This is a genomic window from Pseudomonas syringae (assembly GCF_000737245.1).
Classification (GTDB): domain Bacteria; phylum Pseudomonadota; class Gammaproteobacteria; order Pseudomonadales; family Pseudomonadaceae; genus Aquipseudomonas; species Aquipseudomonas syringae_J.
Genome location: NZ_JPQU01000038.1, coordinates 26,261 through 40,527, shown reverse-complemented (window position 1 = coordinate 40,527; position 14,267 = coordinate 26,261). Strand labels below are relative to the sequence as shown.

The 14,267-nt window shown below is 60.1% G+C and carries 12 protein-coding genes; 4 read left to right on the top strand and 8 right to left on the bottom strand.

Translation table 11 applies throughout. The annotated features are described in order from the left end of the window. Positions 1–94: 94 nt before the first annotated feature. The 4 genes from IV01_RS11435 to IV01_RS0125140 all read left to right on the top strand — a co-directional run bounded on the left by IV01_RS11435 (position 95) and on the right by IV01_RS0125140 (position 2,489). On the top strand, positions 95–1,264 hold the full coding sequence (locus IV01_RS11435; protein WP_032628984.1) for a lactonase family protein: 1,170 nt from the start codon (positions 95–97) through the stop codon (positions 1,262–1,264). Positions 1,265–1,455: 191 nt separating this feature from the next. Next, positions 1,456–1,638 carry a hypothetical protein gene (locus tag IV01_RS11440; RefSeq protein ID WP_032628983.1) on the top strand — a complete coding sequence of 61 codons (183 nt, stop codon included), beginning with the start codon at positions 1,456–1,458 and terminating at the stop codon, positions 1,636–1,638. Positions 1,639–2,115: 477 nt separating this feature from the next. Further along, on the top strand, positions 2,116–2,289 hold the full coding sequence (locus IV01_RS26660) for a hypothetical protein (RefSeq protein ID WP_154232227.1): 174 nt from the start codon (positions 2,116–2,118) through the stop codon (positions 2,287–2,289). Further along, on the top strand, positions 2,286–2,489 hold the full coding sequence (locus IV01_RS0125140; protein WP_050507642.1) for a hypothetical protein: 204 nt from the start codon (positions 2,286–2,288) through the stop codon (positions 2,487–2,489). Before IV01_RS26660 ends, IV01_RS0125140 begins: the two co-directional genes overlap by 4 nt. A 183-nt stretch (positions 2,490–2,672) precedes the next feature. Here the strand turns inward: IV01_RS0125140 and IV01_RS11445 are convergent, their stop codons facing one another. From IV01_RS11445 to IV01_RS11480, 8 genes are all read right to left on the bottom strand, one after another. Continuing rightward, positions 2,673–3,272, bottom strand: coding sequence for a glutathione S-transferase (locus IV01_RS11445; protein WP_032628982.1), 600 nt, complete (start codon positions 3,270–3,272; stop codon positions 2,673–2,675). Continuing rightward, positions 3,272–6,916, bottom strand: a complete 3,645-nt coding sequence (locus IV01_RS11450; protein ID WP_032628981.1) for an AAA family ATPase — start codon at positions 6,914–6,916, stop codon at positions 3,272–3,274. Before IV01_RS11450 ends, IV01_RS11445 begins: the two co-directional genes overlap by 1 nt. After that, positions 6,913–8,157 (bottom strand): exonuclease SbcCD subunit D C-terminal domain-containing protein, encoded by a 1,245-nt coding sequence (locus tag IV01_RS11455; protein ID WP_032628980.1) that lies wholly within the window; start codon positions 8,155–8,157, stop codon positions 6,913–6,915. The genes IV01_RS11450 and IV01_RS11455 overlap by 4 nt, the downstream gene beginning before the upstream one ends. 163 nt (positions 8,158–8,320) lie before the next feature. Then, positions 8,321–10,003, bottom strand: a complete 1,683-nt coding sequence (locus IV01_RS11460; RefSeq protein ID WP_032628978.1) for a BatD family protein — start codon at positions 10,001–10,003, stop codon at positions 8,321–8,323. Next, entirely contained in the window at positions 10,000–11,769 is a 1,770-nt protein-coding gene (locus IV01_RS11465) for a VWA domain-containing protein (RefSeq protein WP_032628977.1), read from the bottom strand. Before IV01_RS11465 ends, IV01_RS11460 begins: the two co-directional genes overlap by 4 nt. Continuing rightward, a complete protein-coding gene (locus tag IV01_RS11470; RefSeq protein ID WP_032628974.1) occupies positions 11,766–12,836 on the bottom strand; it encodes a vWA domain-containing protein in 1,071 nt (356 codons plus the stop codon). Before IV01_RS11470 ends, IV01_RS11465 begins: the two co-directional genes overlap by 4 nt. Further along, complete coding sequence (locus IV01_RS11475) at positions 12,829–13,323, bottom strand: DUF4381 domain-containing protein (RefSeq protein ID WP_032628973.1); 495 nt, start codon at positions 13,321–13,323, stop codon at positions 12,829–12,831. Before IV01_RS11475 ends, IV01_RS11470 begins: the two co-directional genes overlap by 8 nt. Then, entirely contained in the window at positions 13,320–14,264 is a 945-nt protein-coding gene (locus IV01_RS11480; protein WP_032628972.1) for a DUF58 domain-containing protein, read from the bottom strand. Before IV01_RS11480 ends, IV01_RS11475 begins: the two co-directional genes overlap by 4 nt. Between the last annotated feature and the right edge of the window lie 3 nt (positions 14,265–14,267).

Below are 14,267 nucleotides of genomic sequence, written 5' to 3'. Positions count from 1 at the left end.
TCTGCGTAAAACAATCAGGGGCAGGCAGTGTCATAGACGTGAATCCCGCGTCTATGGCGCCCGACAATAATCCTCGAAAGAAGGCTAAAGCCCCATGACTCGTAAATTTCTGCCGCTGCTGGCGTTTGCCGGCGCAATGAGCGCTTTCCCGATACAGGCTCAAAGCATGACTGAATACGACGTACTGATTGGCTCCTACACCCAGGGTGCCAGCGAAGGCATCTATCGTTACCGCTTCGACAGCCAGACCGGCAAGCTCGACAGCAAACCTCTGCAAGTGATCAAGACTGACAACCCGTCCTGGCTGACCCTGTCCAGGGATCAGCGTCATCTGTTCGTGGTCAACGAAAACGGCCCCGGCGGCAAGGATGTAGTGGGTAAGGTCAGCAGTTTTGCCATTGATCCAAAGACCCACCAGGTCACGCCGATCAATCACGTGCAGAGCCGTGGCGAAGAGCCGACCCATTCCAGTCTCAGCCCTGATCAGCGCTTTCTGTTTGTTTCCAATTACGCCGTGCACCCCGATCCGGGTGGTGCGCTGGCAGTGATCCCGGTGGGCAAGGACGGCAAGCTGTCCGAGGTCGTGCAGGTGAGCAACAATCACGGCGCGAGCAAGGTCAACCCGGAGCGTCAGGCTTCTTCCCACGTGCACTCGGCCATCCCGACGCCGGATGACAAATACGTAGTCACCAGTGATCTGGGGGCCGACAAGCTGCTGGTGTTCAGCTATGACGGCAACCGCGCCGAGCCGCTGCAACCGGCGAAAGCGCCCATCGTGCAGTTGCCGCCGGGTAGCGGTCCGCGTCACCTGCTGTTCAGCAGGGATGGCAAGCATGCCTGGTTGACTTTGGAGATGGTGGCGCAGGTCGCGGTGTTTGATTACCACGACGGCGTTTTCAAGCAGACGCAAACGGTCGATCTGAAAAATAAGGATCCCCAGCAGAAAGTGGGCGCGGGCGGTCTGCATACCTCACCGGACGGCAAGTTCCTGTATGTCGCCAACCGTGGCGAGGCCAACCAGTTGCTTGTGTTCGCCATTGATAGCAAAGGGCAGTTGAAGGAAATCCAGCGTCGCTCGGTGGAAGGTGTCGAGCCACGCGAGTTCAGCTTCGATCCCAGCGGGCACTTCATGCTGATTGCCAATCAGAAAAGCAACCAGATCGTCTCGGTTAAGGTTGACCCGAAGACCGGCATGCTCGGTGAAACCGTGCAGAAAGTCGACTTCGACTCGCCGTCGGACTTCCGTTTCCTGACCGGCAAGTAGCTGTCGCTCAACTCCAAGCCCCCGGTTTTCGGGGGCTTGCGGGTTCTATCAATTCAGATGATATGAGCTAGTGCTACAAAACATTTCGGCTGAACCGCCCTCGGGGGTAAGTTTGAGTCACGGCCAAGACGGTCAAGACTTGAAACGCAGTTAGATACTGCACTTACATACAGAAGCCGAGGATTACCGCCATGAACTTCAATCTCTTCTCCATCATCGCCGCATCTGCCATTTCTGCCACTGCTGCATTACCTGCCCATGCCAGTGTTGACGCACCGACCAGTAAAAACCACAGCACCCAGACTTACACCGCTAAATACTTGCAGCAAAGTGCTAATTTCTACGCAGCACTGGATCACAAGACTCAACAATGAATAAGCGATTGAATCCATTCCCGGTTAACGACCCTATCGCTACCCGGGAATGGATTCGCAGAAAACACTGTTGTTGATGAAGGCCGCTTTCGCGAGCATGTTCGCTTACCCAGGTTTTTGCGACCCACTGATCATTGCGTATCAGGCCCTGCAAATTCTGCCAGTGAGCCTGCTCGCGAAAGCGACACCGGTATCCCCTCTTGGCCCGCGTCTCTCATAGGATGCGGGCTTTTTTTTGGACAATTTCTGGCATGTCCACTTACTTGTGGGAGCAAGCTTGCTTGCGAAGGCGTTGTGTCAGCCAAAGAGGGTTTAAATGAGCTGGCCCATTCGCGAGCAAGCTCGCTCCCACAGAGGATGTGTAATATCGCTGGCCCTATCAACCCAACTGATATCCGCTATTCCCACTCATGGTTTTTCAATAGTTCCGTATTCAACCATTCTGTCGGCCTGGAAACACATCACGGAGTTACACCCATGGCCACTGCCATTCTTCATTCAATCAAACAAGGCGCTTATATCGCCATTTCACTTTATGTGGTCTTTATTGCAGTGGTTACTGTCGGCAGCATGAGTCCGCAACTGACCACTCCCTCAACACAATCCCTTGTTGAACGTACAGCCTTGAACATTCAGGAGCGTGCATCGTGAGTGGCGGCAAGTTGTGGGTAACAGCGGGGCTGGCAGTCATGATCAATGGCAGTTCGCTATTGGGCATCGGTCAAAACTCAGTGGGCGGGGTGGCACGCAATATTGAATGCCGGCACGAAATCGCTCAGGCCATCGCCGTATCCCGGGCGCAGAAAGTGGTCGCGGGGAATCGGCCGGAGAGAGTTGGGGTGGTTGGTTGACGGGCTATCCCCTGGAAATGTTGTTCTGTAGGAGCGCGCTTGCCCGCGATGACATTCTCCCCAGCGACTAATGTGCTGGCCTTGAAATCGCATCGCGGGCAAGCGCGCTCCTACGGGTCGTGTGTTAGCTGTCCGATAGCGCCGTGTCAGATTTACAGGGGTACATCAGGTTTAGTGTTGCGTTCACTTCACCATCACCGCCCTGAACAGCTCTGACTCGACGAACCGCTGCAACCAGCCGCGCAATTTTGGATAGGGGCTGGTGGCGAACCATTCGGGATCGACTGCGCTGAACTGTCTGATAAAGGGCGCCAGGGCGATATCGGCCAGGGTCACTCGATTCGTGATCAAAAAATCCCGCCGCTGCAAACGCGTTTCCAGTTTCTGCAAAAAAACCTCGCCCAGTTGCCGATAGTGTTGCTGCGGATGCTCAGGGTGGCGGACGAAGTATTTGTAGCGATCCAGATGTTGTTTGAACAACTGATCGTTCTCTTCCACCAGTGCCTGAATTTCCCGGCGGCTGTCGCCATCCTGAATCATCAACCAGTTGTCCGGATCGTTCCGGGCCAGGGCCCAGTGCATGATGTCCAGGCTTTGCTCCAGTACCTGATCATCCAGCACCAGCACGGGAACAGTCCCTTTGGGTGAGCGTTCGAGCATTTCTGGCGGCTTGGCCTTGAGGCTGACTTCCTGAATCCGCACTGTGCAGCCCGCGTACCGCAACGCCATACGGGCACGCATGGCGTAGGGGCAGCGACGAAATGAATAAAGTACGGCTTCCATCAGTTGCTGACCTCCACCGTGCTCAGACCGTTGCCTTGACGCCGCACCTGGATCTGTACCGGAATCCTTTCGTGCATTTCCTGCACGTGAGAAATCACACCGACCTTGCGACCCTGAGCCTGCAACCCGTCCAGCGCATCCATGGCCAGTTGCAGGGATTCCGGGTCGAGGCTGCCGAAACCTTCGTCGATAAACAAGGATTCGATCTTCAGGGTGCTGGACGCCATGGACGCCAGGCCCAACGCCAGCGCCAGGGAGACCAGGAAGGTTTCGCCGCCGGACAGCGAATGCACCGAGCGCAGTTCGTCGCCCATTTCCGTGTCCATGACCAGAAGGCCCAGCATGCTGCCGCCGCGTTTCAGGCGATAGCGGCGCACCAGTTGCTTGAGCTGCGCGTTGGCGTGATGGACCAGCAGATCGAGGTTGTAAGCCTGGGCGATCTTGCGGAATTTATCCCCCTCGGCCGAGCCGATCAGGGCTGCGAGTCTCGCCCAGCGCAAATATTCAGCGTAGGCGCTGGCGATCTGTTCCTGCAAGTCGCGGCTGGCGTTGTTGCGGCGTTCGTCTTCGCTCAATTGCGCCCGCAGGTCGGCGCATTGTTGTTCGTGGTCGGCGCTGGATTTTTGTGCGTCCTGCAAGGCTGCGGTCAGCTGCGCGGCGTCAGTCACGTCGCTGTGATGTGCTTGATGTTGCTGCACTTGCTTGTCCCGCTCCTGAAGCAGGATGCGGCTCTGCTCCAGGTTTTTTTCGCTCTGTTGCAATTGCTGACGGAGATGGCTCACGCCTTGCTCGCTGTAGCCCAGCAGGGTATCCAGAGCGGCATCGTCCAGTTCCGGATGGCTGGCGCGCCATTGGGTGATCTGCTGATTGAGCTCGCCGGACTCTTGTTGCAGTTCTTGCAGGCGCGCCTGCTCGTTTTCCAGCCCGGTGGCCAGTTTGATCAGCTCACTGCGGGCCAGCTGCAACTCATCAGCGGCGCCGCTTTGAGCACGGCGTGCCTGTTCCAGAGCGGTTTCAAGCTGTTGTTGCCATTGCTCGGCGCTGGCGTGGCTGCCGAGCATTTCGCGGAGCCGTTGCTGGCTGGCCGATTGCTGGGCTTGCAGGGCGGCGAGACGTTGTCGCTGCCTCACGCACTCCTGTTCCAGATTGTGCAGGCTGTCCTGTTCGCGCTCGATTTTACGCGCCCGCTCGCTGTGTTCCTGCTGTTCTTCCTGCTGGCGATCGAGTTGCTCAAGGCGTTGCGCGATGTCGTTGTCCAGTTGCATGAAGCTGTCGGTGGCCGACTCACGCCAGCGGGGCAGGCTCTCGGCTGGCAACAACGGCTCGAATTCCTGTAGCGCGGCTTCGAAGGCCTGATTATCCAGGGCGATATTGCGCTGCTGGTCATCGAGCATCTTCATCGCTTGCTGGCTGGCGTCACGGGCGGTTTGTACGTTCTGCTGCAACTGCTCGGCTTGTTGCTGAACCTTGAGCAGCAGGCCCTGGCGTTGTTCGCTGCTGGCGATTTCTGCGGTCAATGCGTGCAGGCGTTCGCTGAGCCAGTCGCCGCGCTGTGACTCAGGCTGTTCTAGCAAGCGCGCATACAGCGGATGAGCCTCCAGCTCCGGGATCAGCTTCTGCAATTGCTCGGTAAGTTGTTCCAGCTGCGGCCGGGCTTGTTTCAGACGGGCATTGAGTTCGGTGACTTCGCTGCGCAACTCGACCAGTTTTTCCGCCAGCTGGCTGACCTTGAGTCGCGCGCTGGTTTCTTCGCTGTCGTCATGGCCGGACAGCGCCTGGAGCAGCGCGTCGGACTGATGATAAGGATGATCTTCGCTGCCACACACCGGGCACGGCTGCTGATCGATCAACTGACCGCGCAATTCTTCAACGCTGGCACTGCGAGCCAGACGCTGGCGTTGCAGCAGTTCAACGGTGGTTTTCAGCGCAAGCTCGGCAGCTTCGTGTTCGATTTTAAGTTGCAGGCCGCTGGCGATGGCCTGGGTGCGACGTTCGTTGGCCTGTTGCTGTTGCCGTTCGATTTCCTGCAGACGGTTTTCGATGTCCTGATGGCGCTGCCAGATGCGCTCCAGTGAATCGCAGGCGCTGTGCTGCTGCCGGTTGTCCTGCAACAACTGACCGAGGCGCTGGATTTCCGCACTCACTGCGTCGGCCTTGACCTGTGCTTCGCTGTACAGCGCTTGCAGGGCATTGCGCCGGTCGGTGAGTTCCTGTTCGACCCGGGTCGAATTTTTTTCCAGCTCCGGCAGTTCTTCGCGGCCTTTATTGAGCCGTGCGCTGAGTTTCATCGCCTCCTGCAGGCGAGGCCGGTATGCAGTCCACGCTTGAGCCAAGGGCGCGAGTACCGCGCTTTTTTCCAGTTGCCCGGTGATGGCCTGCAGGCGCTCGTCCAGCTGGCGTTGCTGTTCAAGCAGTTGACTCAATGCCGTCTGGCCTTCAGCTTTGGCGCGTTCTGCCGCGTCGGCCTGAACCGTTGCGTCCTGCACTTCCTTGCTCAAGTGGCTGAGGTTGCCTTGCTGTTCGAAGGCCTGGCCGATGATCGGTGCAGCGGTTTTTTTCTGCTGCTCGGCCTGTTCCAGTGCGCCATTAGATGCCAGCAGCTTTTCTTCAAGGCCGGTCTGTCTCGCCTGGACATCGCTCTGGCGTTGCGCATGTTCGGCAATTTGCGCGCTGAGGGGGCTGAGTTGGGCATTCAGGCGATTGCGCTGGGCGAACAGGTGGCGTTGGGGCGCGAGTCGTTCCAGCTGACCGAGTAATTGACGCTGGCCGCTCTGGTTGTCCCAGTCCTGTTGAGCCCGGGTGAGCTGTTCAGCGGCGCTCAGGTGTTCGTCGCGCAAACGTTGCAGCTCGGCCAGCCATTGCTGTTTGAGCTCCAACTGACGTTGTTGCGCCTGTTGAGTTTTGAGTTGCTGCTGGGCATCGGTGAAACGCTGCTCCAGTTCCGCCCGCTGCTCCGGCGCCATGGGTGCGATGCCGGTGGCCAACAGCTTGAGGTCGTCGTGAACCTTTTCCGCCTCCCGGCTTTTGCTGAAGGCGCGGCGGCCCAGCTGGCTGTAGATCGCCGTATCGGTGAGCTTTTCCAGCAGCTCGCTGCGTTCTTTGTCGTCGGCCTTGAGGAAGGCGCTGAACTCACTCTGGGCGAGCATCACTGCACGGGTGAACTGCTCGAAATTAAGGCCCAGACGGGCTTCGAGCATGGTTTTGTATTCGGCTTTGTTCTGGGTGCTGAGGATCTGTTCGCTGTCCAGATCGGTCAGCGTCTGACGACTGGCCTGAAGTTTCTTCGCGGCGTTGTCCCGGGCTCGGTTGGTTTCCCAGCGAGCGCGGTAGCGACGTTTGTCGATGCCGACGAAATCCACTTCGGCATAGCCACTGCCAGTGCCACGGCGCAGCAGGGTGCGCGGGTCGTTGGTGCTGATGTCGCCGTCGATTTCCGGGACCCGGGACTGGCCGATGTTGCTCAGCCGCGGAATCGCGCCGAACAGTGCCAGGCACAAGGCATCAAGCAAGGTGCTTTTGCCGGCGCCGGTGGGCCCGGTGATGGCGAACAGCCCGGCGCTGGCCAGCGGCTCTGCGGTGAAGTCCAGTTCGAATGGTCCGGCTAGCGAGGCGAGATTCTTCAGGCGGATGGCGAGGATTTTCATGGTTGTTCGCTCTCCAGCTGGACTTCCTGCAACAGGGTGGCGAAGTCACTCAGGGTCTGTTCGTCCACCTCGCTGCCGTAGTTGTCCAGCCAGGCGCGGCTGAACAATTCCTGGGGGCTGAGCTGATCCAGTTCGATCAGGCCTTCATCGTTATCACCGCCTTCGCCGCTGCCTTTTCCGGCATATTCGGCACCGATACGCACCAGACGAACGGCTTTACCCTCCAGTGCGCTTTCGATCTGGTTGCGCAGGTCTGGCTGCGGCTCGTCCAGCCGCACCCGGACTTCGAGCCAGGGTTGCCGGTCGATATCGGCCAGCAGGTCGATGTCGGGCAGATCCTTGAGTTGAAGCAAGAGTTCAGCCAATGGCGCGGGGCCGATGCGTTGCAGGTTGACGGCACGGGGCACCAGCAGGGTTTCGACGCTGCGCAGTTGGTCGCCTTCGCAGTCGATTTCGAGAATCTGGTGTTGATAACCGATTTCGGAAAACGACAAAGGGATGGGCGAGCCGCTGTAACGGATACGTTCTTCGCCGTTGACTCTCTGGGGTTTGTGCAAGTGGCCGAGGGCGACGTAGGTGATGCTTTCGCCGAACAGGCTGGCGGGCAGGGCCTCGGCATTGCCGATGATGAGGCTGCGTTCCGAGTCTTCGGAAACCGAGCCGCCGGCCATGTGCGCATGGCTGATGGCGATCAGCGCCTGGCCAGGCCGGCGTTTGAGGTTGGCCGCGGCGATCAGCAGTTCATGAACCTGGCCGATGCCGCGCAGGTAGTTGTCGCCCAGGGTCGGGCCGGTCACTTCGGCGGGACGCAGGAAGGGCAGCGCAAGACACCAGGCGCCGATTTCACCATTAGCGTCGGGCAGTGGTAACAACAGGCGTTCGACATCCAGCGTGCCGTCATCAAGCCACAGCACACGGCCCAGGGCATGGGTGCGCAAACGGCGCATCAGGGGCGCTGGCAGTTCGATTCGTGAACCGGAGTCGTGGTTGCCGGCGATCATCACAATGGTCAGCAGCGGCTGTTGCTCGTGGGCGTTGACGATGAAGTCGTACAGCCGCTCCTGGGCTTTGACCGTTGGATTGACCGTGTCGAAGATGTCGCCGGCGATCAGCAGGACGTCAGGCTTACGCTCGGCAAGCCGGGCCAGCAGCCAGGCCAGGAAGCTGGCATGTTCGAAGTCCCGCTCCTGGCCATGAAGGTTCTGGCCAAGGTGCCAGTCGGAGGTGTGGAACAGTCGCATGGGTAATCAATCCTGAATATGTGGCTTGTGGAAGCGCAGTGGAAACCGTGGGAGCGAATTCATTCGCGAAAGGGCCGGTGTATCTGGCAATTATGCGGCGTCTGAACGAATGTCTTCGCGAATGAATTCGCCCACAGGGTCGCTCTTGCCAGCTCAACGCTTCCTATTTTGGATACAACGGCGGCAGGCTCTGGTCGCTTGCCGGGTCTTGAATATGTTCTGGTGCGGGTAGAGTGCGCACCGCCCGCCACAGTTCCTCGCCCAGCCATAATTGGCCGGTTTCGCTGTACAGCGCGCCGTTCAGGCCATCCAGTGCGTCGGACAGCGGCACGAAGCGCGCAGCCATGTCGGCCAGGGTTTCCGGTTGCTGGCGGGCCCACGCATCCAGTGCCTGGCGAGTCGCCTGGGGGTCGTTGGCCAGGCTTGCGCGCTTGAGGTCATCCAGCACGGTGCGCGGGCTCGGACCGGTCTGCACGGCGCGGGCCACTGCCGGTTGCCAGCGGGCTCGCCACCAGAGAACAAAACCGACCAGCGTGGTGCAGGCAAAAAACAACGTGCTCATCTGCCATGGCCATACCGGCGGACCGATCACTGTCACGCCGCCCATGTCACTGTTGACCGGGGTGTCCACCACCAGGCTCGGGTTGACGCTGATCTGCAAGGTGCGGGCGGGCAGGGTGGTGTGCTCCAGATGGTCTTCCAGCGTGTTCCACCAGACCACGTCCACCGCAGGCAAGTCGATGGCACCGGGGCGATTGGGCACCAGTGCTTCGCGTTCTTCGCGGCTACCGATGATGCCGCGCTCACTGATGACATTCGCCAGCTTGGGTTGGTCCGGGTAACGTCGCAGGCTGCTGATGTCGGTAGCAGGGAGAGGGGGCAATTGTGCGCTGGAGAGGCCCTCGACTTTGAGGGTCAGGGTGCGGGTCAGTGCGTCGCCGACCTGGCTGCTACCTGGCTCCGGGCTCCAGCTTTCATTCAAATTGATGCTGCGCGCGGGCAACCACGGCGCATCCGCCGGGTAGTTGGCAGGTTTGGCCTTGACGGTCAGCGGCACTTCCACCGAATTGACCCGCATGACCTTGCCCGGTTGCGGTCCGAATGAGGTGCCGGGCTCATTTTTTTGTGAAGAGTTTTGCGACGGCTCCGGACTGGGTTGCACCAGAGTCGCGCTGAACACTTGCGGCGGGATCATCAGGGTGCCGCTGTGCTGCGGGTAGATCCCGTAGCGCATTTCGATCACCCCGTGGCGAATACCGTTGATGAGCTTTTCGTAAGTGCGCGATTCGCCCAGCTTCTCGACCCGGGCATCGGGCAACTCCAGCGGGCTCATGGTGCTGTCGTCGAACAATGACACCGAGTGGTAGATGCGCACAGTCAGTACGGCCTGAGCCTGCACATAGACGTTGTCTTTATCCAGCGTCGCTTCGATGAACACCGGCGCCTGCTGTGCTGCTTGCGCCGGGTTGTCGCTCTGAATGACTTGCAGAGTAATCGGCTGGCTCTTGAGTTCGCCCAGCTCCAGAGACGGAATCACCACCGAGCCGGTCTGTTTGGGCAGCAGCGTGATGATCCAGCGAGTGGTGGCCTGATTGCCGCCATCCAGGGTATTAAGCCGGTTGATTTGCCGGGTACCGCCGACATCGAAGATGGCCTCAAGGGCCGTCAGATCCGGTTTGCCGAATTGCGTGACGTCGCTGGTCTCCAGAGTCAATTCCACGGTTTCGCCGGAATTCAGGCGCGTGCGATCGACGCTGGCGACCAGCTCCGCCGCCTGGGCGGAGAGCGTGACGAGGTACAGGGAGCACAGCACCAGGCTGAGCAATAGGGTGACGGCGCGACTCATCGGGTCTTTTCCTGATGCTGTTGCTGTTCGTACCAGAATTTACGCCGCAACAGTTCGCCGGGATCATCCGGGATCTGCCGCAGCCATTGTTCCAGCGCCTGACGGCGTTCGCCGGTTATGGTGGGGTCGGCGGGCTGGATCGGTGGTCGTGTGGTTTCTTCATCATCCAGGGGCGAGCCGGGAGCTGGCTTGGCTTCGGCGCTGTTTTGGGCGTTGTTTTTGGCGGTGGAGCTGTTTTTGGCAGTCGTGCTGCTCGGCTCGCCGTCCGGGCTGTTGTCTTCGCCGGGTTCAGCAGCTTGCTGATCCTTGGAAACCTGGGAGGTGGCCGCCTGACTTTGTGGATTGTCGCTGTCTTCGTTGGCGTCTTCGGACGGCTTGTCTTCAGGTTCGGCGGGTTCCGGGCGTTTACTCTGTTGCAGCGCCTGTTCCACTAGCGCCTTGTTTTTGACCGCTGCCTGCAAGTCCGGTTGACGCTCCAGGGCCTGTTCATAGGCATCCAGTGCCGCTTCCAGTTCCCCGCTGCGGGCCAGCGCGTTGCCACGATTGTAATGGTCGGCGGCGCTGCTGCCTTCGGCAAAGCGCTGGGCGGCGGCCGCATAGTCGCCCGCTTCATAAAGGGCTATGCCTTTCCATCGCGGGTCTTTAAAGCGTTGCGCGGCTTCTGCGGGCTGGTGTTTTTCAAGTAATTGCTGACCTTGCTGATCGGGCCGCAACCAAAGGTCAACGAAATCAAAAGCGTAGCTGTTCTGCGGCGCCAGCATCAGGAATGGCAAGCACAGCAACCAGCCACGGCGGCCCGCGCAGGCGGCCAGCAACAGGATCGGTAACAAGAACCAGTAACCTTGATCGGCCCAGCTGTCCAGTTCAATCAGCTGTCCGTCGGTCTGCATGACCTTGGGAGCATCCAGCAGGCCGAGTTCGCGAAGGTCCTGGTCATCCATGCGCAACTGGCGATATTGGCCGCCCATTTGCGAGGCGAATTCGGCAAGGCTGGCGCTGTCCAGACGCGGCAACAGAATTGCGCCTTGCGCATCCTTGAGCAGGCCTCCTTTTTCCTGCTCCACGGGCGCACCCTGGGCAGTGCCGACACCGAGAATCAGCAGCGGCGGAGCCTGGATGCTAAGTGTCTGGCGGATGCCCTGGCGTTCCTGTTCGCTCAGCGACGAGCCAATCAGCAGCAGACGACCACGGCCCAATGCGGCCTGATTGAGCAGGGCAACGGCCTTTTTTACCGCCAGATCGGCGCGATGCCCGGTTTGCGGCATGATCGAGGGTTTGACCGCATCGAGCAGATTGCGAATGGTCAGCAGATCGTCGGATAACGGCACCAGCGTATGGGCGCTGCCGGAGTAGACGATGACCGCAGTCTGCGAGTCGCTGCGCGCTTGCAGCAGGTCCAGCAGTTTGCGTCGTGCCTGTTCCAGGCGCGTCGGCGGGCTGTCGCTGGCGAGCATTTCAGGGGTCAGCTCCAGTAACACCACCAGCGGGTCTGCAGGTTTCTGACTGAGCTGTTCAAGCCGTTGCCAGCTGGGGCCGAGTAATGCGAGCACTGCCAGCAACCAGGCCAGGCCCAGTACCAGCCATGGCTTTTTACTGTCGCGACCCCGGCCACCGCCCAGCAGCACTGAATGGAATGCCGAGGGCAGTATCATCTGCCAGCGACCGGCGCGTTTTTGCCGGTGCCAGAGTTGCCAGAGCAGCCAGCCCAGCAGCGGCAATAACAGCAACCACCAGGGGCGGAACCAGTGCGGCCAGAAGGCGATCATGGTTTGCGCCTCAGACGTTTGATGCGTTGCCGCCAGTGCTGGGCGTCGCGGATAAAGCGTTGCTGATTGAGAAAACGTTGCAGCGCGCTGTTGGGCCAGCGCTCGTGGATCACCAGCAACACGCTCAAGATCATGGCCAGCGCCAATGGCCACTGATACAGCGCCTGAGCAGGGCGGGCTTGAGTCTGATGCTGAGCTACGGGTTCCAGGGCATCGAGGGTTTTGCGGATCTTTTCCAGTTGATCGCCGTCCCTCGCGCGGAAATATTGACCACCGCTGAGCGCGGCGATTTCCTTCAGCATCGGTTCATCCAGATCGAGGCTGGGGTTGAGACCGAGCATGCCCAGCGAGCCTTCTTTATTGGGATCCGAACCAATGCCGATGGTATAGATTTTCACCTGTTCTTCAGCGGCCAGACGCGCGGCAGTCACCGGGTCGATCTGCCCGCCATTGTTGGCGCCATCGGTGACCAGTACCAGCACGCGACTTTGCGCAGGGCGCAGACGCAAACGCTTCAAGGCAAGCCCTATGGCATCGCCCACGGCGGTGTTCTTGCCGGCAATGCCAATCCGCGCTTCGTCCAGCCAGGCCCGTACGGTATGCCGGTCAAAGGTCAGCGGTGCCTGAACGAAAGCCTGGCTGCCGAACAGAATCAAGCCGACCCGGTCACCTTTGCGACCTTCGAGGAAGTCACCGAGCAAATGCTGAACCAGCACCAGGCGGCTGACTTCATCGCTCTTCCATTCCATGTCCGGGTAATCCATGGAGCCGGAAACATCCACCGCCACCAGCAAGTCTCGACCGCTGGAGGCCAGCGGTAAAGGTTCGCCCAGCCATTGGGGGCGGGCAGCGGCAACCAGCAACAGCAGCCAGATCAGAATGAACGGCAACTGCTGCCGCCATGCCGGAAGATTGGCCTTGGCACGGCGGCCTACCAGACTTTCCAGGTCAGCGAGGAAACTGACTTTGAGCGCCGCTTCGCCGCTGTCCGCCACTGGCAGCACAAGGCGCATGATCCACGGCAAGGGCAACAGGGCAAAGATCCAGGGCCAGGCGAACTCAAACATGTTTGCGAATCCAGGTTTCAACGGACTGGGTCAGACCGGTGATCGCCTTGTCGTCGAGTTTGCATTCGGGTTTGTAGGCGCCTTCCACCAGCACCATCCAGCGGGTCAAGCCGGCTGCCGGGCAACGGTTGTCTAGGAAGGCCAGCCATTTGCGGCCGTTCAGGGTGTGGCTCTGACTGTAGGGGTAATGATTGCGGCACAGGCGTTTGAGCAAACCATTGATTTGCTGTAACCAGGCACCCGCCGGCGCGCCGTCGTAGGGTTTGGGCAGTTGTGCCAGTTCGGCCAGGGCTGCGACGCGCACCGGGTCCAGGGGTTGTTCGGCACGGCGCGTCCGGGTTTTAACCGGCAGCACATGGCGCATGCGCCACAGCCCCCAGCCAGCGACAGGAATCAACAGCAACAGCAGCCACCACCCGGGCGCCAGTGGCCAGAAGCCGACGGCCTCTGGGGCGATCAGGGGTTGCAACTGATCCAGCGGGTTCATTTCTGCTTTACCGGGCGCTGGGCATTGAGGTATTCCCGCAATTGCTCGACCATCTCGCGTTGGGTACTCAGGGGCATCAGCAGCACCCGCAGTTTTTGCGCGAGCAGTTCCCAGCGCGCGGCTCGGGCTTCGCCTTGGGCGCGATAGGCCTGGCGCAGTTCCGGGTCAAGGGTGTCGAGTTCCAATTGCGCGCCGCGTTCAGCAAAGCGCAACAGCCCGGCTGCCGGCAAAGCCCGGTCCAGCGGGTCGGACAACGGCAGCAACAGCAGGTCGCAATGCCGCGACAGCAGGCTCAACTGTTGCTCGGCGGCGTCCGATAACGCGCGCTCATCACAGAGCACGATGACCAGACTGCCAGGGCGCAACACTTCCCGTGCCCTACGCAGGGCGATGCCCAGAGCGTCGCGGTCTGCTTCGATTTCGGTGTGCAGGGACTGATTGACCCGCACCAGCCTGTTCAGCAGCTGCAACAGGCTTTGCTTGCTGCGTCGCGGTTTGATTTCGTAATGCTCGTTGTCGCCGAAGACCAGCCCGCCGACCCGATCATTGTGAATCAGGGCCGCCCAGCCAATCAGCGCGGCAGCCTGTGCGGCCAGCACCGATTTGAACATCAGGCCCGAGCCGAAAAACAGCCGCCGGCTTTGTTCTACCAGAATAAAGATCGGCCGTTCGCGTTCTTCATGGAACAGCTTGGTATGCGGCTCCTGGGTGCGCGCGGTGACCCTCCAATCGATACTGCGCACGTCGTCGCCCGCCTGATAGACCCGCACCTGATCGAAGTCCACTCCGCGTCCGCGCAGTTTGGAGTGATGCAGACCAATCAACGGGCTGCGCTGGCTGGGCGTCGAAAACAGCTGAACCTCGCGCACGCGATGGCGCATTTCGATCAGCTCGGCGAGGCTGACGCGAATGCCCGGTTGGGGGATCAGGTAAGGTTGCATGGC

Bases quoted from the DNA above. Each gene is read 5' to 3' on its own strand.
- IV01_RS11435 (WP_032628984.1), top strand. From the start codon at position 95: ATGACTCGTAAATTTCTGCCGCTGCTGGCGTTTGCCGGCGCAATGAGC.
- IV01_RS11440 (WP_032628983.1), top strand. From the start codon at position 1,456: ATGAACTTCAATCTCTTCTCCATCATCGCCGCATCTGCCATTTCTGCC.
- IV01_RS26660 (WP_154232227.1), top strand. From the start codon at position 2,116: ATGGCCACTGCCATTCTTCATTCAATCAAACAAGGCGCTTATATCGCC.
- IV01_RS11445 (WP_032628982.1), bottom strand. From the start codon at position 3,272: ATGGAAGCCGTACTTTATTCATTTCGTCGCTGCCCCTACGCCATGCGT.
- IV01_RS11450 (WP_032628981.1), bottom strand. From the start codon at position 6,916: ATGAAAATCCTCGCCATCCGCCTGAAGAATCTCGCCTCGCTAGCCGGA.
- IV01_RS11455 (WP_032628980.1), bottom strand. From the start codon at position 8,157: ATGCGACTGTTCCACACCTCCGACTGGCACCTTGGCCAGAACCTTCAT.
- IV01_RS11460 (WP_032628978.1), bottom strand. From the start codon at position 10,003: ATGAGTCGCGCCGTCACCCTATTGCTCAGCCTGGTGCTGTGCTCCCTG.
- IV01_RS11465 (WP_032628977.1), bottom strand. From the start codon at position 11,769: ATGATCGCCTTCTGGCCGCACTGGTTCCGCCCCTGGTGGTTGCTGTTA.
- IV01_RS11470 (WP_032628974.1), bottom strand. From the start codon at position 12,836: ATGTTTGAGTTCGCCTGGCCCTGGATCTTTGCCCTGTTGCCCTTGCCG.
- IV01_RS11475 (WP_032628973.1), bottom strand. From the start codon at position 13,323: ATGAACCCGCTGGATCAGTTGCAACCCCTGATCGCCCCAGAGGCCGTC.
- IV01_RS11480 (WP_032628972.1), bottom strand. From the start codon at position 14,264: ATGCAACCTTACCTGATCCCCCAACCGGGCATTCGCGTCAGCCTCGCC.